The following is a 25078-nucleotide window of genomic DNA, read 5'->3' as shown; positions in this document are numbered from 1 at the left end:
GTTTTTTGTTGAAGCCGAACAACTACATCCAGATCAGATGATGTCGTCCATGGACTTCAGCGGGTAGTGCGCCGGGTACGGATTGCGCGCCACGCCAGAGTCTACGGCAGCACGGGCAACCGCAGCAGGCACTACGTCAAGCAGACGAACGTCCATCGGCTTGGGAATGATGTATTCCTTGCCGAATTCCAGGCTGTCTACACCGTAGGCGGCGCAGATTTCCTGGGGCACAGGCTCCTTGGCCAGCTCACGGATGGCGTGAACAGCAGCCACCTTCATTTCCTCGTTGATGGCGGTTGCACGAACGTCCAGCGCGCCACGGAAAATGAACGGGAAGCCCAGAACGTTGTTCACCTGGTTCGGATAGTCCGAACGGCCGGTTGCCATGATCAGATCATCGCGGGTAGCCAGAGCCACTTCCGGACTGATTTCCGGATCCGGGTTGGAGCACGCGAATACGATCGGGTTCGGAGCCATCTTCGCCAGCTGCTCAGCGCTCAACAGGTCCGGACCAGACAGACCCAGGAACACGTCGGCGCCGTCAATGGCGTCATCCAGTGTGCGCTTGTCTGTCTCGTTTGCGAACATCGCTTTGTACTGGTTCAGATCGTCACGACCAGAGTGGATCACACCCTTGCGGTCGAGCATGAAAATGTTTTCAGAGCGAATACCGCAGCTGATCAACAACTTCATGCAGGCAATGGCAGCCGCACCGGCGCCCAGACAAACCACCTTTGCCTCTTCAATTTTCTTACCCTGCAGCTCAAGGGCATTGATCATGCCAGCTGCAGTCACGATGGCAGTACCGTGCTGGTCATCATGGAAGATGGGCACGTTGCACTTTTCAATCAGCGCACGCTCAATCTCGAAGCACTCCGGTGCCTTGATGTCTTCGAGGTTGATACCACCGAAGGTATCCGCGATACGCTCTACAGTTTCAATAAACGCTTGCGGGCTTTCGGAATTGACTTCGATATCGAACACGTCAATACCAGCAAAGCGCTTGAACAGTACGCCCTTGCCTTCCATTACCGGCTTGCTTGCCAAGGGGCCGAGATTACCCAGACCCAGGATCGCAGTACCATCAGAAATCACAGCTACCAGGTTACCCTTGGCTGTGTACTTGTATGCGTTCTCGGGGTCCTTCGCGATCTCGCGGACCGGTTCGGCAACCCCGGGGCTGTACGCCAGGGAAAGGTCGCGGGAAGTTTGGGTTGGCTTGGTGATTTCAACACTCAGCTTACCCGGCCGCGGTTTGGCGTGATATTCAAGGGCTGCTTCTTTCAGATCTTGAGACATTGCCACTGTTCCGTTTGTCACGTTTAAAGGTAATAACCGCCGGGGCTCGCCCAACGGAGCGCGACATTATGGCGCGACCGCCCCGAAACGACAAGCCAAAACCGAATATTTTATGACCAGTCAATAGTGCATTTTGCGTATAAGACATCGAAAAAACCGACGTCCGGACACAAAAAAAGCGCCCTCAGGCGCTTTTTTGCAACGTTTCGGTGCAGATCAGGCTTTCTTGCCACCAATACGGCTACCGAAACGCTTCTGGAACCGATCGATACGACCGCCGGTGTCCATAACCTTCTGCTTACCGGTGTAGAACGGGTGGCACTGGGAGCATACGTCCAGCTGCAGATCGTTACCCACGGTGGAACGGGTCTTGATCACGTTACCGCAAGAACAGGTGGCGGTAATGTCTTCGTACTTCGGGTGAATACCTTCTTTCATGGCGAACCTCTGTCGGTCATGCCGCTACCTGATCACCCGCCGAGAAACGGCCTACATGCCAGGCACCGCATGTTTGAATCAATTGGAAAGACCGTGCACAATCATGCCCGGCCAGAAACAGACCGCGAATCTTACTGACAAACCCGGCCACAGGCAAGTATCTTGACTCCTCACAAGACTCCAGAACACAACGCCCGGCGCCAAACGGCCCGCCATCAGGATACGCAGATACCGTGACACGGCCAGCTATCGCCCGCATCGCCCTGAACCGTCCCCTGAGGCGCCTGTTTGACTACCTTATTCCCGACGGCCTGGAGCTCGCACCTGGCCAGCGGGTTACCGTGCCTTTCGGCCGCCAGACTTTGACTGGCCTGGTAGTAGAGATTGGCGTTGAGCCCCCGCCCGGCGTCAACCTGAAGGCCATCAAAGGCACACTGGAAGCCTGGCCAGCCCTGCCAGACAACACCTTTAACCTGCTCACCTGGGCCAGCGACTATTACCAGCATCCGCTGGGGGAATGCCTGTTTACCGCCCTCCCCCCAGCCTTGCGACGAGGCCGGCCCGCTCAGGAGAAAGCGGATGAAAGCTGGCATCCGGCGACAACAGAGGCCGCCTTACCAGCCAACGCACATCGGCAGGTCGCCCTGTTCAATGCCATCAAGGAATCACCTGGCATTAGCTCCAGCGCGCTGGTGAAATCTGGCTTCAGCCGGGCTCAGATTCGTAACCTGCAGCAAAAAGAGTTGATCACCGAGGGCGCCAAAGCCTTAACTACGCCGGCCACCAAAGACCTACCGGCCCCGACACTGTCGGCCGCCCAACAGGCAGCGTCAGCTCAAATGCCGGAGCACACCCACGAATTCTCCGCCACCCTGCTCTACGGCATCACCGGTAGCGGCAAAACCGAGCTCTATCTGCATTATTTAAAAACGCACCTTGAAACGAACGAACAGGCGCTGGTGCTGGTGCCCGAAATCAACCTGACACCTCAAACCCTGGCTCGCTTCCGCCGCTACTTTGGCTACCGCATTCAGGTATGGCATTCCGCCCTCAATGATGGCGAGCGCCTCAGCACCTGGCTGAAAATCCGCAATGGCGAACCGGTCATCCTGATCGGCACCCGCTCGGCAGTGCTGCTTCCTTTTAGCCACCTTCGCACCATCATCGTCGATGAGGAGCACGACAGCTCCTACAAACAGGGCGAAGGTTTCCGGTATTCCGGGCGGGATGTTGCCGTCTACCGAGCTCACCTGAACCGGTGCCCGGTGATTCTCGGCTCGGCCACACCATCCCTGGAATCCTGGCATAACGCGCAACAGGGCAAATACCAACTGATTCGACTGGAAGAACGGGCCGGCAACGCAAAACCACCCCAGCTTGAATTGCTGGACATCCGTAGCCGGCCACTTGAAGCGGGATTGTCCCGCCCAACCCTGAATTCGATCAAAGAAACGCTTGCGAGGGGCGAGCAGGCGCTGGTCTTCGTCAACAGACGGGGGTTTGCCCCCGTGATGATGTGCTTTGATTGCGGCCACCTTGAAGAATGCCCACGCTGCGACACCCGCCTGACCTACCATCGGCGCGACCACGCCATGCGCTGCCATCACTGTGACTTCCAGATGGCAGCAAGCCACACCTGCCCCAAATGCCAGAGTGAAAACTACAAACCGGTTGGCCAGGGCACCGAGCGCACCGAAGATACCCTTGCCGAGCAATTTCCGGACACGCCAATCGTGCGGGTAGACCGCGACAGCACCCAGCGTAAAGGCAGCATTCAAGCCATCCTTAAAAGAGTGAACACTGGTGAGCCGTGCATTCTTGTGGGCACCCAAATGCTGGCAAAAGGCCACGACTTTCCCAACGTCACCCTGGTGTGCGTGGTAAACGCCGACGGTGGCCTGTTCAGTGTTGATTTCCGGGCGCCGGAACAGATGATCCAGACTCTGCTGCAGGTCAGTGGCCGAGCCGGCCGGGGCGACAAACCGGGAAAAGTGCTGATCCAGACCTGCCACAGCGACCACCCGCTTCTCACCAACTTGTGCCGGGGCAACTACGCTGCAATCGCAGACCAACTCCTGGCCGAGCGTGAAACAGGCGCCCTGCCACCCTACCGCGCTATGGCGATAGTTCGGGCCGAAGCCGACACCATGCAGAACAGCCTGCAACTTCTGGACACCCTGAAACCCATGGCGCAAAGCCCAGGCATCGAAATCTGGGGCCCGTTACCCGCCGTTATCGCCCGCAAAGCCGACCGCCACCGGGCCCAACTGATTCTGTGCAGCGATAGCCGTAGCCACCTGAACCGCGTGCTGACACAGCTCTGCCAACACCTGGACCAAGCCAGGCTGCCCTCCAGTACCCGATGGGTGGTTGATGTAGATCCGCAGGAAACCGGCTAACCGGTTCAGCCAACAAAAATGTGACGCAGTCGATAACCTGCAAATCGTTACAATCTTTTGCAGAAATCCGCACCCGTAAGCATTGCGTTCGCGCCGACTGTGCTATGATTTTCAGCAAACTACCTAACAAAGCTGTAACAACACCTGAGGTTGCGGTTCTCATGCAGGGAATGCGCAGCGAAAAGGCTTTTGCTGTAACGAAAACTGGAGATATAAAAATGTCAGGGAAATTCCTTGCGCGTGCGTCAGCGTTGTCGCTGGCTTTTGTTTTGGCCGCTTGCGGGGGAGATGAAAACTCCACTCCTCTGGCCGGTGGCAGTGGGACCGGCGGGAATAATGGAGGAACGGGCAGCGGCGATGGGGCCCAAACAGCTGTCCTTGAGCTTGGAAGCGGCAGCGGCTCTAGCTTCCAGTCGGGTCGAATTCAGGCTTCTGCGACAGAGCTGTCTTTTGGGGGTTCTGCACGTCTCGAATTCAACGTGGTTGATGCGCGAACCGGAAACACCATTTACAATGCAGAACCGACTTCGGCAGCAATCTCTTCGCTTTGCCAAAATGCTGATTTCGACCGATTGATCACCTCTAACTCTGGCTCATTTACGTTTAACTATAATGCAGCCTGTGAGGGCTCCGACACAATTACCGCAAGGCTGGATAATGGCGCGAGTGCGACCGTTGTACTCTCTGTGGCCTCAGCTCAAGTAGGCGAGCTTGAATTTGTTAGTGTCGTACCAGATTCAATTGCTTTAAGCGGAAATTCGAACGCTTCCAGACCAAGTGTCTCAGAAGTCTCTTTCAGACTTACTGCGAATGGTGGTGAGCCGATTACAACCGGCAAGGAGGTCCGATTCAGGCTTTCCACAACAGTAGGAGGCATCTCGCTTTCACGTGAATCAGTCGAAACTGATGGCAATGGGGTAGCTACAACACGAGTAAATGCCGGCTCCGTCCCCGGTGTTGTAAGCGTCACCGCAAGTCACACCACCGACTCAGGCGCGACGATCCAAACCACTTCCGCCCCTATATCTATCAGTGCAGCAATCCCAGACCAAGACAGTTTTTCGATCTCCATTGAAGAAAATTTTCTTCCAAACGCCCGCAACTACGATGGTATTGAGGTCCCAATTACTATTCGCGCCGCAGACAGAAACAACAACAGGGTCAGAGATGCTGTAGTTAACTTTCTCACCAACGCTGGATCTGTTCAAAGCGAGTGCACCCTAGTTGATGGTGCTTGCTCAATTGAATGGATCAGCCAGAACCCCCGTAGCTCAGACGGCGTTGTTTTAATACTAGCTCGAACCGTTGGTGAGGAGAGCTTCCGCGATGTTAACAGTGACGGACAATATACTTTCGGGACAGATCAATTCAACACAGTTGCAGATGATTTGGGGGAAGCGTTTCTAGATAGAAATCAAAACGGCGTTTACGACCCTGGTGAAGAGTATTTCGATTACAACAACAATGGCCAGTATGACCCGCCCAACGGCATCTATAACGGAACAGCCTGCGTGACGGAAGAGAACTGTACGAGCTCTCTGCTGGAAATCACGCAAACAGGCAAACTTTTCCTTGCCAGTGACGACATCATGATCACGTTTACAACGCCGGTCGCGCCAGGACTTGTATGCGCACAGGTTGCCGGCATGTTTTGGAACGACGACTTGGGCACTACAGTTGCAGGCCCACCTCCAGGAGGCACCGATGTTTCGTTCGCGACAACAAACGGAACATTGGTTGATCCAACCAGCTTCACATCCACCACGTCATACAGGACAACACCGATCGAGCTATGCGTAACGGTCGAGGCCGACGGCACATCATCTACAGGCACCTTCACCGTCGAAGTGACGCCTCCAGCACCATTTAACGGCGACCCTTTCACGCTACAGGCACCGATTACTGATTAATCAATAATTTTCCTAACAGAGCCCGGCCCCAGCGCCGGGCTTTTTGCTTACACCCAAACTTTCCGCGATAATACGCCTCTTCTGATTTCAACGGGCGCTCTGCCCTGTACCCATTCTCCTGAAAACCGAGTCATCTGACGCATGAAAGAGACCGTATCCGAGCTTCTCCAGTCCGCACTGGCTGCCCTGCAGTCTGAAGGCACCCTGCCGGCCGACCAGACCTTTACCCCGCAGGTTGGCAACACCAAGGACAAATCCCATGGCGATTACGCCTGCAACATTGCTCTGATGGCCGCCAAGGCGGCTGGCTGCCCGCCGCGAAAGCTGGCCGAAGCCCTGGTGGCGGCGTTGCCGGAGAGTTCAGCGGTGGAGAAGGTGGAGATTGCCGGGCCGGGCTTTATTAACTTTTTCATGAGCACCGCCAGCGCATTCGGGATTGTGGATACCATCCTGGGTGAAGCGGAACAGTTTGGCCGCAACAAATCGGGTAAAGGCGAGAAGGTTCAGGTGGAGTTTGTGTCGGCCAACCCCACCGGCCCCCTGCATGTCGGCCACGGCCGCGGTGCCGCTATTGGCGACTGCCTGTGCCGGCTGCTGGAAGCCAACGGTTACAATGTTACCCGGGAGTTTTACTACAACGATGCCGGCGCCCAGATCAACAATCTGGCGCTGTCGGTTCAGTCCCGGGTGAAAGGCCTGACGCCGGAGCACGAAAGCTGGCCGGAAGACGGCTACCGTGGCGATTATATTGTCGATGTGGCCAACGCCTACCTGGCCGGCGAAACCGTGATTGCCGACGACCGGGCAGTGACCGCCAAGGCCGACCCGGACGACCAGGACGCCATCCGCGACTTTGCCGTGGCCTACCTGCGCCGGGAGCAGGATCTGGACCTGAAAGCCTTCGGCGTTCAGTTTGATGTGTATTTCCTGGAATCGTCCCTCTATGAAGACGGCAAGGTGGAGGCCACCGTTGAGCGCCTGAAGGCGAACGGCTTCACCTACGAGCAGGACGGCGCCATGTGGCTGAAAACCACCGAGTTTGGCGATGACAAAGACCGCGTTATGCGTAAAAAGGATGGCGGCTATACCTACTTCCTGCCGGATGTGGCCTACCATCTGGACAAGTGGCAACGTGGCTTTACCACCGTGATCAACGAACAGGGTGCAGATCACCACTCCACCGTCACCCGCGTGCGTGCCGGCCTGCAGGCACTGAAAGCCGACATTCCCCAGGGCTGGCCGGACTACGTTCTGCACCAGATGGTGATGGTGACCCGCTCCGGCCAGGAAGTGAAAATATCCAAGCGGGCCGGCAGCTACGTAACCGTACGGGACCTGATCGACGAAGTCGGCCGCGATGCCACCCGTTTCTTCCTGGCTGCGCGCCGTGTCGATTCCCAGTTGACCTTCGATATCGATCTGGCCCGCTCCCAGACCAATGAAAACCCGGTGTATTACATTCAGTATGCCCATGCCCGTATTTGCAGCGTATTGCGTAAGCTGGCAGCGGAAGGCGTACAGCGGGGCATGAACGAATGTGTTGGCGATCTCAGCCTGTTAACACTGGACGAAGAGAAAGAACTGGCCAATCAGCTGGCCAAGTATCCGGAGCTGATCGCCAACTCCGCCGCCCAGCGGGAGCCGCACCACCTCACCCATTACCTGCGTGAGCTGGCCGGCCAGTTCCACACCTATTACAACGCCCACAAGGTGTTGATTGAAGACACCGCCTTGCGGGATGCCCGTGTCAGCCTTTATCTGGCCGTGCGCCAGGTGATTGCCAACGGCCTGGATTTGCTGGGCGTTAGTGCGCCAGAGGAGATGTAAAAAGACCATGGCCAGAGACTACGCCAAGAAAGACCGGCCTGCGGGAAAAGGAGCGGCCTCGTCCAGAAAGCCCACGCCGAAGCCCCGTAAAGCTTCTCCCGCCAAGCGGAGTGCGCCATCGCACTCCCAGCACGGGGCGCTGTCGTTCAAATGGATTCTGTCTCTGGCTGCGGTGGGTGGTTTTGTCGGCTTTATCGTGTATCTCAACACGCTGCCTACGGGCCAGGAACCCTCCAGGCCGAGCCAACCCGCACAGCAGTCTACCCAGCCCCAAACACCCGCGCCCAGCACCGCCAAGCAGGAGCCAAGCCGGCCACGGGAGCAGAATTTCCGATTCTACGATATGTTGCCGGAATCGGAAGTGGTGCCTCCCAAAGTTCAGGAGTATGCCCCGAATCCCACCCAACAGGACTTCAACTATATCGTCCAGTCCGGCTCTTTCCGTAGCCAAGCGGACGCGGAACGGCAGCGGGCACAGATCGCATTCCAGGGTTTGCGGGCGCAGGTTCAGCGCATTGATCTGGAAAGTGGCAGCGTGTGGTATCGGGTGAATGTGGGGCCGTTTGAGTCTCGCAGCCAGATGAATGCGGCGGTGGATAAGCTGGTTTCGATTAATATTCAGCCGCTGGTTCGGAAAATTCCGCGCGAAGGTTAAAGTTCTTGTAAGCCCCCTCTGGAATCACCCGAAAAGATAACCGCGCCGGAGATTGGGACAGATTTGCGGGGGTGCTTTTCAAAACCTTGCGGAGCCATGGATGGCGGAGCAGAGCGTACAGGGACGTATTCACAGCGTGTTTTGAAAAGCACCCCCGCAAAGCTGGCCTCCACCTCAAGCCGGCCCTCTTGAAATCCTGCAGTCAGCCTCCATAAAGCTCCAAGACACGATTTTCAATCAGGCAACTGGAGCCAAAATGACTACCATAGTTTCCGTCCGCCGGGACGATGAAGTCGCCATGGGCGGCGATGGCCAGGTTTCTCTGGGCAATACCGTCATGAAAGGCAATGCCCGTAAAGTTCGCCGGCTCTATAACGGTCAGGTGATTGCCGGGTTTGCCGGTGGTACCGCCGATGCGTTTACCCTGTTTGAACGCTTTGAAGCGCAGCTGGAGAAGCACCAGGGTAATCTGACCCGCGCTGCCGTTGAGCTTGCCAAAGACTGGCGTACCGATCGCGCACTGCGAAAGCTGGAGGCCCTGCTGGCCGTGGCCGATAAAACCGCCTCGCTCATTATTACCGGCAATGGCGATGTCATCGAGCCTGAACAAGGACTGATTGCCATTGGCTCCGGTGGCCCGTTTGCCCAGGCCTCGGCGCGTGCGCTGCTTGAAAATACCGACCTGAGTGCACACGAAATCGCCGAAAAGGCGCTCGAGATTGCCGGCGATATCTGCATTTACACCAATCAGAACCGCACTCTGGAAGTGCTGTCCTTCAAAGACTGAGCGGAGCGACCATGTCTGCAATGACTCCCCGTGAGATTGTCCACGAGCTCAATAAACACATCGTGGGTCAGGATGAAGCCAAGCGTGCCGTAGCCATTGCCCTTCGCAACCGTTGGCGCCGCATGCAGTTGGACAGCAGCCTGCGTGATGAAATCACCCCCAAGAACATTTTGATGATTGGCCCCACCGGCGTGGGTAAAACTGAGATTGCCCGACGCCTGGCCAAGCTGGCGGATGCGCCCTTCCTGAAGGTGGAAGCCACCAAGTTTACCGAAGTGGGCTACGTGGGCCGGGATGTGGAATCCATTATCCGGGACCTGGCGGATATGGCGGTGAAACTGCTCCGCGAGAAGGAGATGAAACGCCACGAGAACCGCGCCCTGGACGCCGCCGAGGATCGCATTCTCGATGCCCTGCTACCACCGGCCCGGGATTTTAACGAAGACAGCCAGCGCGCCAGTAACGATTCCGCCACTCGCCAAATGTTCCGCAAAAAGCTGCGGGAAGGCGAGCTGGACGACAAGGAAATCGAGATTGACGTTCGCAGTGGCGGCGCCGGCGTTGAAATCATGGCTCCTCCTGGCATGGAGGAGATGACCAATCAGCTGCAGAGCATGTTCTCCAACCTGTCATCTGACAAGCGCAAGACCCGCAAGATGAAAGTGGCGGATGCCATGAAGCAGGTGAGAGACGAGGAAGCCGCCAAGCTGGTGAACGAGGAAGAGATCAAGCACAAAGCCATTGATGCGGTTGAGCAGAATGGCATTGTGTTCATTGATGAGATCGACAAAGTCGCCAAGCGCTCGGAGAATACCTCATCGGATGTCTCCCGCGAGGGTGTGCAGCGGGATTTGCTGCCGTTGATCGAAGGCAGCACCGTCAGCACCAAGTATGGCGCGGTGCGCACTGATCACATTCTGTTTATCGCCTCCGGCGCCTTCCACCTGTCCAAGCCGTCAGACCTGATCCCGGAACTGCAGGGGCGTTTGCCGATCCGGGTAGAACTCCAGGCGCTGACACCGGACGACTTCAAACGCATCCTGACCGAACCAGATGCCTCTCTGGTACAGCAATACGAAGCCCTGATGGGCACCGAAGGTGTGAAGCTCAACTTCAGCGAAGACGCTATCGCGCGGATCGCGGAGGTGGCGTTCAAGGTGAACGAAACCACCGAGAATATCGGTGCCCGTCGCCTGCATACGGTGCTGGAACGCTTGCTTGAAAGCCTGTCGTTCGATGCCGGTGACAAGGTAACGGATGGCTTCGAGATTACTGCGGAGTACGTAGATGAGAAGCTGGGCGAATTGTCTGAAGACGAGGACCTGAGCCGGTATATTCTGTAACCGGCTTCGCCCGATACTGAAAAGGCCGGATGTGTTTAACGCATCCGGCCTTTTTTTGTACCCTGGCGTTTACTTACTGGGCTTTCGAGAACAAATGAGTCACGTTGCCGATACTTGCGGCTAACTTGCCCTTCTCCGCCTGCTTCTTGCGCCCCTTGGCCACATAAAGAGGCAGCATTTCGCCATACAGGCTGGTACTGATGGTGCGCTGTTCGTCTTCCAGGCGATCCCGGCGCAGCTTAATGCCATACTTGAGCAGCTTTGGCTCCAGCTCATCGGCCCGGTTCAGCAGGTCTCGGCGGGTCATCTGATAGGCGTGCTCACACACCATCCGCCGGCTCTGGAAGCTGAACACATTGGAGAAGAACAGTTTGGCGTCGTCCCGGGTGGGCTCGAACAGCAGGATGTCTTTGTCCGGGTAGTCACGGCCGTACTGGGCAATGCCGGACTGCATCCGTGAGTAGACCATGGTGCGGAACGTCTGGGATAACAGGTTGGGCATGCCGGAGCGTGTCAGGTCACCGGGCTTCATGGTGCCTGCACGCACCGCTGCGCTGGCGTCGATAGGCACCTGAGGGTTCACCGCCAACACCAGATCGGCGCCGTCTTCGAAGGCGACCGAGGCGTGCAGCCCCTTGCGCAAGGTGCCGTCCACATAGTAACGCCCATCGATGTCGACCGGCACGTACAGCCCCGGCGAAGCCGTGCTGGCCTGGACCGCCTTGGAAATGGGCACGTGGTCATACCCCGGGGCACCAAAGCATACCGCTTCCGTGCTCTCCACATCCGCAGCCACCACGTACAGGCTACGCTTTAGCTGACGGAAATCGTTGGTGCGGCCAAGCATGGTAAACGCCCGCCGCAGGTATTCGTGCAGCCCCTCGTTATCAAACAACCCGGCTGGCGCGGCTTGGGCCAGAATGGTCAAGGCTTCCAGAAGGCTCTGGTCGTAGGGGTTGTTGATGAAACGGCTGACAGCGGAAGACAGCAGCCCGGGCACGGCCAGCAAGCGGCTGCCAATCTCACGGAATGCAGGGCGGTAGAACACTTCCGGGTGGAACGGATGCACTTCGGCTTCATTGCGCACAAAGATCCGGCACAGCTGGGCCGTGGTCATCTGGTTGGCCAGGTTAGCCGCCACGAAAGAACCGGAGTTAACCCCGACATACACATCGATGTTGTTGAAATCCAGGCCATCCAGGGCTTCGTCCAGCGCCCTTAGCGCTCCGATCTCATAAATGCCACCCAGTGGCCCACCGCCCCCAAGGGCGAGGCCAATGCGCGGTGCTGGCTTGAGCTCGGTCGCTTTGGTCATAGCCTGTCCTTCGTAGGTACTGCAGTAAGAATTACGTTACTAACCTATCAACGGATTTTAGAGTAAGCACCCTATTACTGTCACAGTCGGTCAGGAAACCGCCTGCTCTGCCATCGCAGCGCTGGAGGATTTCACCGGTCGCAAATACCGGCCAAACCCGGCATTACGCAGGGCCAGGTCGACACAGCTCTTGATGACGTGGGGGGAATCCAGCAGCAGAACGTCTTCCAGCAACTGAATAGCCCACTCCCGATCAATGCTGCGGATAACGGATTTCACCTTCGGCAGACTGGCCGCGTTCATCGACAGGGAATCATAGCCCATCGCCATTAACAGCAACGCGCCACCCGGGTCGCCGGCCAGCTCGCCACAGATGCCCACCGGCTTACCCACGGAGTGGGCATCCTGGGCAATGCGCACCAATGCCTGTAAAACGGCCGGATGATAAGAATGGTAAAGCTGGGCAACACGCGGGTTGTTGCGATCTACCGCCAACAGGTATTGGGTCAGGTCGTTGGAACCCACCGAGAGAAAGTCCACGCGCTCAGCCAGTTCACGAATCTGGTAAACGGCAGCCGGCACTTCCACCATCACACCCACTTTGGGCATGTGGATGTCGTAGCCTTCTTCGCGCACTTCGTGATAAACCCGGTAAATCAGGTGCAGGGATTCCTCCACCTCGGAAATGTTGCTGATCATCGGCAGCATGATCTGCAGGTTGTTCAGGCCTTCGCTGGCCTTGAGCATGGCCCGCACCTGAACGAGGAAAATCTCGGGGTGATCCAGGGTAACCCGGATGCCCCGCCAACCAAGGAAGGGGTTTTCCTCCTCAATCGGGAAATAGGTCAGGGCCTTGTCACCACCGATGTCCAGGGTGCGCATGGTGACCGGGTTGGGGGCGAAGGCTTCCAACTGTTCCCGGTAGTATTCCCGTTGCTCCTGTTCAGAGGGGAAGCGATCCTTGATCATGAACGGCACTTCGGTGCGATAAAGCCCGATGCCCTCCGCGCCATTAGACAAGGATCTCACTACATCGGTCATCAAACCGGTATTCACCAGCAGCGACACTCGATGGCCATCAGTGGTTTCGCCAGGCTTATCCCGCAGAACCTCAAGCCCACGAATCAGCTCGTCTTCTTCTTCACAAATGGCCTGATAGAAAGAGCGCAGATCGGAGGAAGGTGACGCGTATATCTGGCCTTCAAAGCCATCGACCACCAGTTCCCGACCATCCAGCTGGTTGACCGGAATATCCACCAATCCCATCACGGTGGGGACACCCATGGCGCGGGCCAGTATGGCCACATGGGAGTTACTGGACCCTTTGACGGACACCAGGCCAACCAGTTGCCCTTTCGGCACTTCGCCCAGCATGGCTGGCGTCAGTTCTTCACTGACCAGTACCGTGTGCTCCGGGTATTCCTGAAGCTTTTGCTCGCCTTCCTGCATATGGGACAGCAGCCGCCGGCCGAGATCCCGGATATCCACCACCCGCTCTTGCAGGTAAAGATCATCCATCATCTCGAAATGACGGATGTACTGCTGCACCACCTGTTTCAAAGCACCCTGAGCCCAGATGCCTTCGCGAATTTTGATCGCAACTTCGCCTGGCAGGGCTCCGTCATCCAGCATCCGCAGGTAAACGTCAAACAGGGCCTGTTCCTCAGGGCGAAGTTGCGAGGCCAGGCGGTTCGCTACCCGCTCGATGTCTTCCCGAACGGCCTGCACGGCAGACTGGAACAGCTCCAGTTCCTGCTCGATGTCCTCGGTCGGTTTCTCCGGCACCACGTCCAGATCGGCGGACGGATACACCACCACACCAGTACCAATCGCGACACCAGGGGAGCCCGGCACCCCATTGAAACTGACATCCTGGGTTTCTTCCCCGGTCAACGACAAGCCGCTTATGGCCCCGGTGGCCTCGCTGTGGGCAATGACACCCGCCAACTGGGCAGAGACCGTGACCAGGAACGCCTCTTCGCCCTCATCAAAACAACGGGAGCTCTCCCGTTGCTGAACCACCAGCACGCCCAGTACCCGGCGATGGTGAATGATGGGCACGCCCAGGAATGAACGGAAGCGTTCCTCACCCGTCTCCGGGAAGTAACGATAGCGGGGATGGGCTGGGGCATCTTCAAGGTTGATAGGCTCCTCACGGGAGCCCACCAGGCCAACCAGCCCCTCAGAATAAGCAAGACTGACCTTGCCAACAGAGTCTTTGTAAAGACCCTCGGTAGCCATCAGGATGTAACGATTGGACGCCGGATCTAACAGATAGACGGAGCAGACCTCGGTATTCATGGCCTTTTGCACCCGCGAGACAATGATATCCAGCGCCTCCTGCAGATCGCGGGCGCTGTTTACCTCTTGTACTAGACTTCGCAGGATGCTCAGCATGGAGTCAGTCCGTCATTTCTGGTGTTCCTTCAAACGCCGGTTCTGCTCACTCCGTTGCCACTGTTCCATGTTATGGAACAGCCTGGGAGCCAGCTCTCTCAGCGCGCGCCTATACACTTCTCTCTTGAATGAAACTACTTGTCCTAACGGATACCAGTAGCTTACCCACTGCCACCCGTCGAATTCCGGTGAATCGGTACCATCCACGCGCACATGCGCGTCTGGCGACATCATCCTCAGCAGGAACCATTTCTGTTTTTGCCCCACACAAACGGGGTGCGAGTTATGGCGTACCATCCTCCTCGGAAGCCGGTAACGCAGCCAGCCCCGGGTGCAGCTGATGATTTCCACATCGCTGGCACTCAGGCCGATTTCCTCTCCAAGCTCCCGATAAAGCGCATCCTCCGGTGATTCGTCGTGCTTGATACCACCTTGTGGAAACTGCCAGGAGTCCTGCCCTATTCGCCTTGCCCAGAGAACCTCTCCCCTGTGGTTGGCCAGAATGATTCCGACGTTGGGTCTGAAACCGTCTGAGTCGATCACGGCACAGTCCTCATAAAAGTCGGCACCGGTTAAGTTTTAACCGGCGAAAATTGTCCAAGTTGCTCTCATTCTTACAGAATCCCAAGGCTTCGGCAAACGGAGCCGTTAGCGGCAGGTCATGGTAGACTGTGACTCCTGCTTCAGAGCCCGTCACAATGGGAGGAAACGGCTTGACGCTCGCAATATTTGATCTGGACAACACCTTACTGAACGGTGACAGCGACCACGCCTGGGGTGAATTTCTGGTGGAAGAGGGCATGGTGGATGCCGAAGAGTACAAGCGCGCCAATGACCGCTTTTACGAAGAGTACCTGAACGGAGAGCTCGACGTATTCCACTATCAGCGCTTTGTCCTGGCACCACTGACCCGGCACAACATGGACGAACTGGAACGCTGGCGCGAAGCCTTCATGGCCAAGAAAGTACAGCCCATGATGCAGGATAAGGCGGCGAAGCTACTGGCCGACCACCGCGAACAGGGCCATACCCTGATGATTATCACCGCCACCAACCGATTCATTACCGAGCCAATTGCTGAACTAATGGGCATTGAGCACCTGATCGCCACCGAACCCGAGCTGGTCAACGGCAAATTCACCGGTGAAGTGGCTGGCACTCCGAGTTTTCAGGAAGGCAAAGTGGAACGGCTGAACGACTGGCTGGCTGCTCACGGTGAGAGCCTTGAGGGCGCCTGGTTCTACAGCGACTCACACAATGACTTGCCGCTGTTGCGAAAGGTGGAGAACCCGGTGGCGGTGGATCCGGACCCGACGCTGGAGAAGACGGCTGTGGAGAATGGTTGGCGGGTTATGTCGTTAAGGGTCTGACCCCGAACGGGGTCTGACCCACTTTTGCCCGTATTCTGCACCCAGATCGAACCTTGGTACTGGAGTCCAAGATGGGTCAGTCCCCATGCGGGTACAGACCCCTGGGCCCAAAGCTAACAACGATACTGGATTCCAAAATGGGTCAGTCCCCGTTCGGGGACAGACCCTTGGGACAGACCCTTAAAACCTAGAAAAACCCGGTCAGCGACCGTACAAAGCAGGACTTGATATAGTCCGTCTCCGGAATCCCCGGCACAATCGGATGATCCGGCGCCTGGTGCCCCTGCTCCAGTAGCTGCACAAACCGATCAATCTTGCGGCCGCTGCCACGAATAATGTCGATCAGCTTTTCCTGGGACAGATGCATGGAGCAAGATGCTGACACCAGCAATCCATCACGCTCCAGCAGCCTGAGCCCCAATTGATTCAGCCGGGCATAGGCCTGCTCCCCGGCCTTCTGGTCACGGCGGCGCGGAATCAGTGCGGGCGGGTCCAGTACCACAATGTCGAACTTCTCTTTCTCATCCGCCAAGGCTTTCAGGGCATCAAAGGCATCGCCCTCAATTGTGTCCACATTCTCCAGCCCGTTCAGCTTGGCATTGTGATGTACCGCATCCACCGCCGATGAGGACGCGTCCACACAGGTCACCTGGGATGCCCCGGCACAAGCGGCCTGAATCCCCCAACCGCCGACGTAACTGAACACATCCAGCACTTTCTTCCCGGGCGCATAGGCCTGCAGGCGTTGCCGATTCATACGGTGATCATAGAACCAGCCGGTCTTCTGACCACCGGCCAGCGGCACCTCAAAGCGAGCACCGTTCTCCTCCACCAGCACCGTGTCCGCTTCCGGCCCATGGGCAAACTCCACATAGGTGTCCAGCCCCTCAACCTTGCGCATCTTGCCGTCGTTCTTCAGCACAATAACCCGGGAATGAGCCAACCGCTGAACGGCACGCACAATGGCATCCTTCATCTGCTCCATGCCCGCAGTGGAAATCTGCACCACCACGACATCACCAAACCGGTCCACCACCAGGCCAGACAAACCATCACTGTCACCAAACACCCAACGGTAAAAAGGCTTATCAAACAAACGCTCCCGAAGACTCAGCGCCGCCTCCATCCGATCCGTCAACCGCTTAGGCGTCATGCCATGGTCCGCATCCCGACTGATCAGCCGGCCGCAAATCAATGCGTGAGGGTTCACAAACGCCACCCCCATCGGCTTGTCGTTCGAGGCACGCACCTGCACCTGCGCGCCGGGCTCAAACCCTGGCAGCGGGCTACGCTGGGTATCCACCTCATTGCTGTAAACCCACAAGTGGCCGGCACGGAGACGGCGTTCTGCGCCCTTGCGCAGGTAGAGAATCGGGAAATCCATCAAATAATCACCTGAATTTTGTCGGCAGGGCCATTTGCACAGCGTTGGGGGCGCGGTTCCGGGGGCGCTTCCCGAAACCTTGCGGAGCCATGGATGGCGGAGCAGAGCGTACAAGGACGTATTCACAGCGTGTTTCGGGAAGCGCCCCCGGAACCGCGACTTGCACCACTGTAAAAATTACTCGGCAGCAGCGACGTGCTCACCGTAAGCTGCAGCATCCATAAGGCCGTCCAGCTCACCAAGGTCCGCCAGCTTCACCTTGAACATCCAGCCATCGCCATAAGGATCTTCGTTCACAATCTCCGGCTCGTCTTCAAGCTTCTCATTAATCTCAATCACCTCACCCGTCACCGGGCTAAAAACATCCGAAGCCGACTTAACCGACTCGGCCACACCGGCCTCCTCACCACCATTCACCGTCGCACCAACCTCCGGCACACCGATATAAACCACATCACCCAACTGCTCCTGGGCAAAATCGGTAATCCCCACGGTGGCTGTGCCATCGGCATCCACCCGAACCCACTGATGAGTTTCGATGTATTTCAGATCTGCAGGAATATCGCTCATGATTTTGTGTGTCCTGTTGAAATTTTTCGCGCAGTTTAACCGAAGATCCTAGCCCCAGCGAACCTCACGCGCCAACTTCACAAACTCAGAAAGGTAATCCACCGATTCATCCCGCTCCCGGAAGCCCAGGAAAATCTGCTTGGGTATACCCTCTTTACCTAGTTTCAGCGCAGTGATTGGCAGGTTTCTGGCGTACTCGTCCACCAGCCAGCGCGGCAACGCACTCACTCCCCGGCCCGCAGCCACCATCTGCAACATGATATCGGTGGTTTCGATGGTCTTGTGCCGGGCGGGCGCGCAGTGGGCCGGCAGGAAAAACCGGGTAAAAATATCAAGCCGCTCTACCGCCACCGGGTAGGTAATCAGGGTTTCTTTCTCCAATTGGTGGGGCTCTACCCACGCCTTGTCCGCCAGCGCGTGACTTTCTGGCACCACCAACACCTGCTCGTAGTCGAACACCGGCTCAAAACATACTCCCGGCTTGTGCAGCGGATCTGGCGTTACCAGAAGATCGATGTCATGGCCGAAAAGCGCCCCCATACCACCGAACTGGAACTCCTGCTTTACATCCACATCCACATCCGGCCAATGCCGCAAGTAAGGACCCACTACCTTCAGAAGCCATTGATAGCAAGGATGGCACTCCATTCCCACCCGCAGACTCCCGCGTTGCCCCCTGGCAATCTGGCGAACCTGCATTTCCGCATGTTCAAACTGTGGCAACAGGCGGTTCGCCAATCCCAACAGCTGACTGCCCGCCTGGGTAAACCTCAGTTGCCGGCCCTCCCTCAGCCAGACCGGTGTGCCCAGTTGCTGCTCCAGCTTGCGCACCGCATGGGACAGCGCGGATTGAGTCAGGTGCAACTGTTCCGCTGCCGCCGTCAACGAGCCCTGGCGCTCCACCGCTCGCAATATCTCCAGGTGATGTCGTTCAATCATGGCTAACCCGTGAATTATTCTCATGGATAGGTGAAATAATACCATTTTTATTCATGCCATCACCCACCTAACCTTGAAGGCCTTTAACAAACCACGGAATTCAAGGACTCAATCATGGCAATCACTCACAACCTGGGCTTCCCCCGCATTGGCGGCCAGCGGGAGCTGAAATTCGCACTGGAAGCCTACTGGGCTGGCCGGAATACCGAGCAAGAATTAGCCATCACGGCCGCCGACCTGCGCCGGCGCCACTGGCAGCAGCAAGCCGGGCTGGACTATGCGCCAATAGGCGAATTTTCCCTTTACGACCAGGTATTGGATATGTCCGTCACCCTCGGCAACCTGCCAGCACGGGCCAAAGACAAAGAAGGCTCGGAACTGGACGCCTACTTCCGAGCCGCCCGTGGCCGGGGCGCCAACGATAGCCCCTGCTGCGCCCCTGCCGCAGGCGAAATGACCAAGTGGTTCGATACCAACTACCACTACATCGTGCCGGAGCTGCATGCCAACACCCAGTTCGAGCTGAATCCCGAACGCCTTCTGGCCCAATTGGCTGAAGCACGGGAACAAGGCGTTAATGCCAAGCCCGTGATCATCGGGCCCGTTACTTACCTGTGGTTAGGCAAAACCTCCGATGGCAGTAATCGCCTGGATTTGCTGGAGCGCCTGCTGCCAGTCTACTCACAGCTACTGGAAGCCCTGGCCGATGCCGGTGCCGAATGGGTGCAGATTGATGAACCGGCCCTGGTGACCGATTTGGATGCCAACTGGCGCTATGCGTTCAATCTGGCCTATCACCAGTTGAAGGCCAATCGCCCGAAGCTGCTGCTGGCTACCTATTTCGGAGAGCTCCGGGATAACCTGCAGCTGGCTTGCGAATTGCCGGTGGCCGGGCTGCACATCGATGCTGTGAGCGCCCCTGCTGAAGTCAGCCGCGTGGCAGATTGGCTGCCCAACCACAAGGTGCTTTCCCTTGGTGTCATCAACGGGCGTAATATCTGGAAATCCGATCTGAACAGCATCCTGGAATGGCTGGAGCCGCTGAGTGAGAAACTGGCCGACCGCCTGTGGCTGGCGCCGTCCTGCTCGCTGCTGCATGTACCGGTAGACCTGGATCGTGAGCAGGAGCTGGATACTGAAATCCGCAGCTGGCTGGCCTTTGCCGTGCAAAAACTTGATGAGCTGAGCACGCTGGCGAAGGCCCTGAACGAAGGCCGCGCCAGCGTTCGCGCCGAGCTGGCCGCAAACCAGCGGGCCATTGACAGCCGCCAGAACTCCGACCGTGTTATCAACCCGGAGGTTCGCCGTGCCATCGCCGCAGTGACGCAGGAACTGGGCAACCGTCAAAGCCCCTACCCCCAGCGCATCGCCAGGCAGCGGCAGATTCTGAACCTCCCGGCGTTCCCGACCACCACCATCGGTTCTTTCCCGCAAACGCCGGAGATCCGCCAGGCAAGGTTGCAATTCCGTAAAGGCGAACTGACCGGGCAAGCCTATACCGAGCAGATGCAGGCAGAAATCGCCCGATGCATCGAAGAACAGGAAAAGCTTGGACTGGATGTGCTGGTTCATGGTGAGCCAGAGCGCAACGACATGGTGGAATACTTCGGTGAGCAGCTGGAAGGCTATGCCTTTACCCGCTTCGGCTGGGTGCAATCCTACGGCTCCCGCTGTGTAAAACCGCCCATCCTGTTTGGGGACATTCGCCGCCCCCAGGCAATGACGGTGGACTGGATTCGCTATGCTCAATCCCTGACCGAAAAACCGGTCAAAGGCATGCTTACCGGCCCAGTGACGATTCTGAACTGGTCTTTCGTGCGGGACGATCAGCCAAGGAAAGACTCCTGCCTGCAACTGGCCCTGGCCATTCGTGAAGAGGTACAGGACCTGGAAAAGGCTGGCGTGAACATCATCCAGATCGACGAAGCCGCGTTGCGGGAAGGCTTGCCCCTGCGCCAGTCAGACTGGGCAACGTACCTGGACTGGGCGATTAACAGCTTCCGCATCGCCGCCAATGGCGTGGATGACTGCACCCAGATTCACACCCACATGTGTTATTCGGAGTTCAACGACATCATTGAGGCCATCGCCCACATGGATGCCGACGTGATCACCATCGAGACCTCACGGTCGGACATGGAGTTGCTGGATGCTTTCCGGAACTTTGAATACCCGAACGACATTGGCCCGGGCGTTTACGATATTCACTCCCCCAACATTCCGGACAAGCAACACATCATCAATCTGATGACCCTGGCGGCAGAACGCATCCCGGCAGAACGATTGTGGATTAACCCGGACTGCGGTTTGAAAACCCGTAAATGGGAGGAAGTGACGCCAGCGCTGGAGACGATGGTTGCAGCGGCCCAGGCTTTGCGGGCGTAACGAGCCTCTATGGGAATCAGCGGGTGCGCTTTGGCAGGCGCACCTCGCCTTTCCAGACTTTCTGTTTTCGCTCAGGTTTCATCAGCCGGCCGACGCCTTTACCCAGTTCACACAGCATCGATCGCCCTTCCAGTTCGACCGATTCTGCATAGTCAGCAAACTCACGCATACCCCATTCAACCGCAGAGATGCATTCATCAATAACCGCTTCGGCCATTTTCTCGGTGAGGTTGCAGTGCTCCCGGCCGAATCGGATCATAGTCGCCCGGTTTGGAAAGTCCTTTGTGCCACCCAGCTTCAGGGCCAGGGTATCCGCCTCCAGATAAACCGTGGTGTTAACGATGTCATAGGCCGGTGACATCCACGCTTTGCCCGAGGACGCATCCCGATACAGCATGGCAAAATTCTTCAGGTGCGCATCGCCATTCCCGACCAGAACCGACACACATAGTGACCGGAAAAGTATCTCCAGATCCCGATTGGGAGCTTCAGAATAAACTTCGATTGCCTTGGCCACCTGCTCATAGCTGCGCTTGTACTTGTCGTCGGCCACCAGGCCTATCAGTCCACAAATATCCTCCATGCCGAACCGCTCACCGCTCTCACTGATGTCAAAACGGCGCATGATAAACATTCGAGTATCATCAGACAGGTAGAATTCAGGTACTGAAAGCCCTGCCTTTGCTGCAATAGACATACAGACAAACTCATTGATCGTCAGGCCCGGGAATTCGGCGCCGGCGGACTTTACAATCAATTCCGGCAAAACCACTGAAGACTTCGGCTCAGTATTTTCGGGCACCAGAACCTTCGGCTGAACGCCGGCGATCGTTGTCTGACCCAGATAGCGCTCCACCAATTGCTCAAACAACTGGGGGTTGTCGGTTTCAACCAAAGAGCCCAGAGACATTCCTACGACAGCCTGACGCTCCACCTCCTTCGACTGAAACCCCAGTCGACCTATAGAGCTGTCACCCTGCAGAGCCAGAAAAAACATCTCATCCACCGTTGCGTGCTTGCGAAAACGCTCGATGATCCGCTGGCGCAGATAGCCCTCCGGCAGGTTCATCTCGAACACCGGATGGAGAACAGATTTGCGGTATTCCTGAGGCCTGACGGGCATGGTAAGCGAAACGCACTGTCCCTCATTGACGTTGGAGTCATAAGCAAAGCAAAATTGCGACTCTTTACGCAGTTCACCGGCCAGCCTTCCACCTGCAGACACGCCAAGCGTTTTGATTTTTCGCGTCATTCATCATCCTCAGCAGGGAAAAGAACATCCAGATCATCCAATGTAGGACGACTTTTCACCCTGAATTCCATTTCCAGCCCCAACGTCGCCAAAACCCTCTGCAAGTCTGTTATCCGTCCGGTATAACGACCCGTTTCCATTTCGCTGATGCGCTTACGAAGAACACCGGTTTCATCTGCCAAGGCTTGCTGGCTTTGATAGCCCAAAGCCTTTCGGCGCTCTTTGATCTGTTGCCCCAACTTTCTGGTAATCGCTCCCATACAACCACGCCTGACCCTATATATTCTCAAAATACCAGAAAACCTTCACCATGAGAACATATAGGGACATTCTAGATTTCAATCCAACATCGGAACAATGTGTATCTACGGGCATTATCCGTGTGGTTGCAGCATTATCTGCTCAGCGGGCCGGGGGTAGGCAAGGGCCTGTATGTGCGGATATCAGCGGGAAGAGGGAATTCTGGAGGGCAACCAGAGTTCGCTCAGTAACCGGTACTCTTCTCGTCCAGGTCAAACTTGAACTCATTGGCGCGGCATACTTCCGTGGAGTACTGCCCGGAAGCCTCAAGCTCAAACCAACGGTATCCGGGCGCCAGCGGCTCTACGGCAAATTTACTGGAGCCAGTGGCGAACTGGATGCAAGTGGAAGGCGTGGCAAGCAGCTGCACGCTATTGCGCTGCTGTTGGAGATCCTGGTGAATATGCCCCCAGAGCACGACTTTCACTTGAGGATGCCTGTCGATCACCTGCCAGAAAGCATCACGGTTCTTCAGGCCGATTTTTTCCATCCAGTCAGAGCCAATATCCACCGGGTGATGGTGCAGGCACACCATGGTGGGCAACTCCGGTTGCTGCGACAGTGACTCGTCCAGGAAAGCAAGCTCCGGCGGCGAAAGCTCACCGAACACCTTGCCGTGCACGGAAGAGTCCAACATCACAAAATGCCAGCCACCCTGCACAACCTGTTTTTGCTCGGCCTGAAACTCCGCTGCGATGGAGGCCAACAAATCGGAGTCGTCATGATTGCCGGCAATCCAGAGCGAAGGACAGTTAAACGCTTTCAACTGCTCGCCAAAATACCGATAGGCCTCAGATGACGCATCCTGAGTAAGATCACCGGTCGCGAGGATCAGATCCGGCTGGCCATGGTTGCGCAATACTTCATCAATCACCGCCGCCAGGCTGTCCCGGGTATTGACCCCAAGTAACGCGCCATCTGCCGACGCCATCAGGTGCGGGTCGGTCAGCTGCAATACCTTCAGGGGGCGAGCAGTATGCGCAATGGTCATTCAGGGCCTGTTGTCTTGAGTGCAACCGTTTGATATTTCAGACAAGTGTACGACGGCTGCGTTCCGTTTTATCAGTTTTAAATGGTAGGTAGGTCACATTCTGGCCCGCTACCACAAAGATTTTGCAGTTTTTAACAACTATGGCACAGGCAAAGCCGGGAGCAAGTCAGACTTTCAGGGCACTGTGGCGCCGTTTATGACAGAGACAACGAATTCAGTCGCAGCCTTCGCCCGCAGACCAGGCGGCGTGTTCCATAGGCAGGTGCCCAAACCGCAGGCAGTAATCCAGCCAATCAGCCAGGAACCCGTTGACCTGCACTTTTTCATCAGGATGATGCATAAACCGGTTCGGGTAATCGTTTACCGGCGCAATCTGGCGCTGACGGTAGCAACTGATCACCTCAGCCATGAGCGCGTCATGGTAGACCCGCACCGTTATTTGAGGGTTGTTCAGCCACCGGCCACTGTTGTGCACTTGCTCGAGCAGCAGGGTTTCAGTGAACTTTGCGGTTTGCAGGACTTCGATGCGCACCCGGCCCAAATACTGGCTTTCCCGGTGCAGCTCAAACTCGCAAACGGGCCTACCATCAACCTCCAACTGGCGCAGTTTGCGCAGGCGCTGGTAGTTGCCATCACACAGCGCACCCAGCTGACGTAGATCCGGCACATACGGCTTAGGCCGTTTTACCCACTCGGTCATGCCCGCCACTCCCGGCGCAGCCTGTCACGGTTCAGTTGCAGCCACTGTATCGCAATGATGGCGGCGGCGTTGTTAATACGGCCGTCGGCGACCATGGCAAAGCACTCTTCGGCGCTGACCACGTGGCTGAGAATGTCTTCATGTTCATGCTCCACGCCGAAAACTCCACCCGCCTCGGCCGTACTGACCTGGCCACAGTAGAGGTGAATCATTTCGGTGGTGCCGCCAGGAGAGACCAGGTAATCGCAAATTTTCTCAAGCCGACTGAAACTCAGCCCGGCTTCTTCCTGCCCTTCGCGTTGGGCCACGTCTTCCGGGCTTTCGCCGTCTTCGTTCATGCCGGCCACGAGCTCCAGCAACCAGGGCGACTGGTTACGGCCGAGCGCGCCGAGGCGGAACTGTTCCAGCAGCACCACTTCGTCCCGTTCCGGGTCGTAGGGGAGCACGCAAGTGGCGTCGCCGCGGACGAACAGCTCACGAGTGAAGGTAGGCATGTCGCGGCCGTCAAAGCGCGGGTGGGTCAGCCAGAGCTTGTCCATGCGGAAGAAGCCCTGAAAGACGGTTTCGCGTTTTTCGACGGTGACGTCGCTGGCGTTGAACTGGAACGGTTTCGGCATTCGTGTTTCCGGTTTGGTGTTCGGCTTGGAACGATAGCCTTAGGGGTTGCTTGGGTGCAAGTGTCTTACGGCTGGCTTTGGATTACGGTTCTGCCCACAGCCTGCTGAGCTTGGGAGGTGGGCGTGTCGGGTAGGGCCTCCAAAAACACGCTCCTTCGGCCCATCCCTGGGGCGCTTGGGCTCCGCCATCCCTGGCTCCG

General features: G+C 57.0%; 21 protein-coding genes. 8 read left to right on the top strand and 13 right to left on the bottom strand.

Annotation, left to right across the window (positions count from 1 at the left end; translation table 11 throughout):
• Positions 1-33: 33 nt before the first annotated feature.
• Both FIV08_RS03205 and rpmE read right to left on the bottom strand, forming a co-directional pair.
• The gene (locus FIV08_RS03205; RefSeq protein WP_061332389.1) at positions 34-1299 is read right to left on the bottom strand and encodes a malic enzyme-like NAD(P)-binding protein; all 1266 of its coding nucleotides are present in this window, start codon (positions 1297-1299) and stop codon (positions 34-36) included.
• A gap of 216 nt (positions 1300-1515) precedes the next feature.
• Positions 1516-1737, bottom strand: a complete 222-nt coding sequence (gene rpmE, locus FIV08_RS03200; protein ID WP_058090079.1) for a 50S ribosomal protein L31 — start codon at positions 1735-1737, stop codon at positions 1516-1518.
• Positions 1738-1970: 233 nt separating this feature from the next.
• On the opposite strand from rpmE, the gene FIV08_RS03195 reads away from it, so the two are divergent.
• The 6 genes from FIV08_RS03195 to hslU all read left to right on the top strand — a co-directional run bounded on the left by FIV08_RS03195 (position 1971) and on the right by hslU (position 10658).
• Positions 1971-4136, top strand: coding sequence for a primosomal protein N' (locus FIV08_RS03195; protein WP_152437315.1), 2166 nt, complete (start codon positions 1971-1973; stop codon positions 4134-4136).
• Between the two features lie 104 nt (positions 4137-4240).
• The gene (locus FIV08_RS03190) at positions 4241-6046 is read left to right on the top strand and encodes a hypothetical protein (RefSeq protein WP_152437314.1); all 1806 of its coding nucleotides are present in this window, start codon (positions 4241-4243) and stop codon (positions 6044-6046) included.
• Positions 6047-6187: 141 nt separating this feature from the next.
• Complete coding sequence (gene argS, locus FIV08_RS03185) at positions 6188-7873, top strand: arginine--tRNA ligase (RefSeq protein ID WP_152437313.1); 1686 nt, start codon at positions 6188-6190, stop codon at positions 7871-7873.
• A 7-nt stretch (positions 7874-7880) separates the two neighbouring features.
• Positions 7881-8528 carry an SPOR domain-containing protein gene (locus tag FIV08_RS03180; protein ID WP_152437312.1) on the top strand — a complete coding sequence of 216 codons (648 nt, stop codon included), beginning with the start codon at positions 7881-7883 and terminating at the stop codon, positions 8526-8528.
• Between the two features lie 256 nt (positions 8529-8784).
• Positions 8785-9315, top strand: a complete 531-nt coding sequence (gene hslV / locus FIV08_RS03175; protein ID WP_058090075.1) for an ATP-dependent protease subunit HslV — start codon at positions 8785-8787, stop codon at positions 9313-9315.
• 11 nt (positions 9316-9326) lie between these two features.
• Positions 9327-10658, top strand: a complete 1332-nt coding sequence (hslU, locus tag FIV08_RS03170; protein WP_152437311.1) for an HslU--HslV peptidase ATPase subunit — start codon at positions 9327-9329, stop codon at positions 10656-10658.
• Positions 10659-10731: 73 nt separating this feature from the next.
• Here the strand turns inward: hslU and FIV08_RS03165 are convergent, their stop codons facing one another.
• From FIV08_RS03165 to FIV08_RS03155, 3 genes are all read right to left on the bottom strand, one after another.
• Positions 10732-11973, bottom strand: a complete 1242-nt coding sequence (locus tag FIV08_RS03165) for a patatin-like phospholipase family protein (protein WP_061332395.1) — start codon at positions 11971-11973, stop codon at positions 10732-10734.
• Positions 11974-12063: 90 nt separating this feature from the next.
• Complete coding sequence (ptsP, locus tag FIV08_RS03160) at positions 12064-14370, bottom strand: phosphoenolpyruvate--protein phosphotransferase (protein WP_152437310.1); 2307 nt, start codon at positions 14368-14370, stop codon at positions 12064-12066.
• Positions 14371-14382: 12 nt separating this feature from the next.
• Positions 14383-14913, bottom strand: coding sequence for an RNA pyrophosphohydrolase (locus FIV08_RS03155; protein ID WP_061332397.1), 531 nt, complete (start codon positions 14911-14913; stop codon positions 14383-14385).
• A gap of 170 nt (positions 14914-15083) precedes the next feature.
• Here FIV08_RS03155 and FIV08_RS03150 point away from each other — a divergent pair, with 170 nt between their 5' ends.
• Positions 15084-15740, top strand: coding sequence for an HAD family hydrolase (locus FIV08_RS03150; protein WP_152437309.1), 657 nt, complete (start codon positions 15084-15086; stop codon positions 15738-15740).
• Between the two features lie 187 nt (positions 15741-15927).
• Here FIV08_RS03150 and FIV08_RS03145 read toward each other — a convergent pair whose 3' ends face one another.
• The 3 genes from FIV08_RS03145 to FIV08_RS03135 all read right to left on the bottom strand — a co-directional run bounded on the left by FIV08_RS03145 (position 15928) and on the right by FIV08_RS03135 (position 18633).
• Entirely contained in the window at positions 15928-17124 is a 1197-nt protein-coding gene (locus FIV08_RS03145) for a class I SAM-dependent rRNA methyltransferase (protein WP_152437308.1), read from the bottom strand.
• A gap of 177 nt (positions 17125-17301) precedes the next feature.
• Positions 17302-17694 carry a glycine cleavage system protein GcvH gene (gcvH, locus tag FIV08_RS03140; RefSeq protein ID WP_072678341.1) on the bottom strand — a complete coding sequence of 131 codons (393 nt, stop codon included), beginning with the start codon at positions 17692-17694 and terminating at the stop codon, positions 17302-17304.
• Positions 17695-17742: 48 nt separating this feature from the next.
• On the bottom strand, positions 17743-18633 hold the full coding sequence (locus FIV08_RS03135) for a LysR family transcriptional regulator (protein WP_152437307.1): 891 nt from the start codon (positions 18631-18633) through the stop codon (positions 17743-17745).
• A 114-nt stretch (positions 18634-18747) separates the two neighbouring features.
• Here FIV08_RS03135 and metE point away from each other — a divergent pair, with 114 nt between their 5' ends.
• Positions 18748-21018 (top strand): 5-methyltetrahydropteroyltriglutamate--homocysteine S-methyltransferase, encoded by a 2271-nt coding sequence (gene metE, locus FIV08_RS03130; protein ID WP_152437306.1) that lies wholly within the window; start codon positions 18748-18750, stop codon positions 21016-21018.
• 16 nt (positions 21019-21034) lie between these two features.
• Here the strand turns inward: metE and FIV08_RS03125 are convergent, their stop codons facing one another.
• From FIV08_RS03125 to FIV08_RS03105, 5 genes are all read right to left on the bottom strand, one after another.
• Positions 21035-22270: a type II toxin-antitoxin system HipA family toxin gene (locus tag FIV08_RS03125; RefSeq protein WP_152437305.1), complete on the bottom strand. Its 1236-nt coding sequence runs from the start codon at positions 22268-22270 to the stop codon at positions 21035-21037.
• Entirely contained in the window at positions 22267-22530 is a 264-nt protein-coding gene (locus FIV08_RS03120) for a helix-turn-helix domain-containing protein (RefSeq protein WP_152437304.1), read from the bottom strand. The genes FIV08_RS03125 and FIV08_RS03120 overlap by 4 nt, the downstream gene beginning before the upstream one ends.
• A gap of 224 nt (positions 22531-22754) precedes the next feature.
• Entirely contained in the window at positions 22755-23561 is an 807-nt protein-coding gene (gene cpdA / locus FIV08_RS03115; RefSeq protein WP_152437303.1) for a 3',5'-cyclic-AMP phosphodiesterase, read from the bottom strand.
• 214 nt (positions 23562-23775) lie between these two features.
• Positions 23776-24261, bottom strand: coding sequence for a DUF1249 domain-containing protein (locus FIV08_RS03110; protein ID WP_152437302.1), 486 nt, complete (start codon positions 24259-24261; stop codon positions 23776-23778).
• Positions 24258-24878 carry an NUDIX domain-containing protein gene (locus FIV08_RS03105; protein WP_152437301.1) on the bottom strand — a complete coding sequence of 207 codons (621 nt, stop codon included), beginning with the start codon at positions 24876-24878 and terminating at the stop codon, positions 24258-24260. Before FIV08_RS03105 ends, FIV08_RS03110 begins: the two co-directional genes overlap by 4 nt.
• Between the last annotated feature and the right edge of the window lie 200 nt (positions 24879-25078).

Origin of the sequence: Marinobacter sp. THAF197a, assembly GCF_009363275.1 — a bacterium.
GTDB lineage: Bacteria > Pseudomonadota > Gammaproteobacteria > Pseudomonadales > Oleiphilaceae > Marinobacter.
Note: the sequence above shows the minus strand (reverse complement) of the source record. Positions and strands in the feature narration are given on the sequence as shown.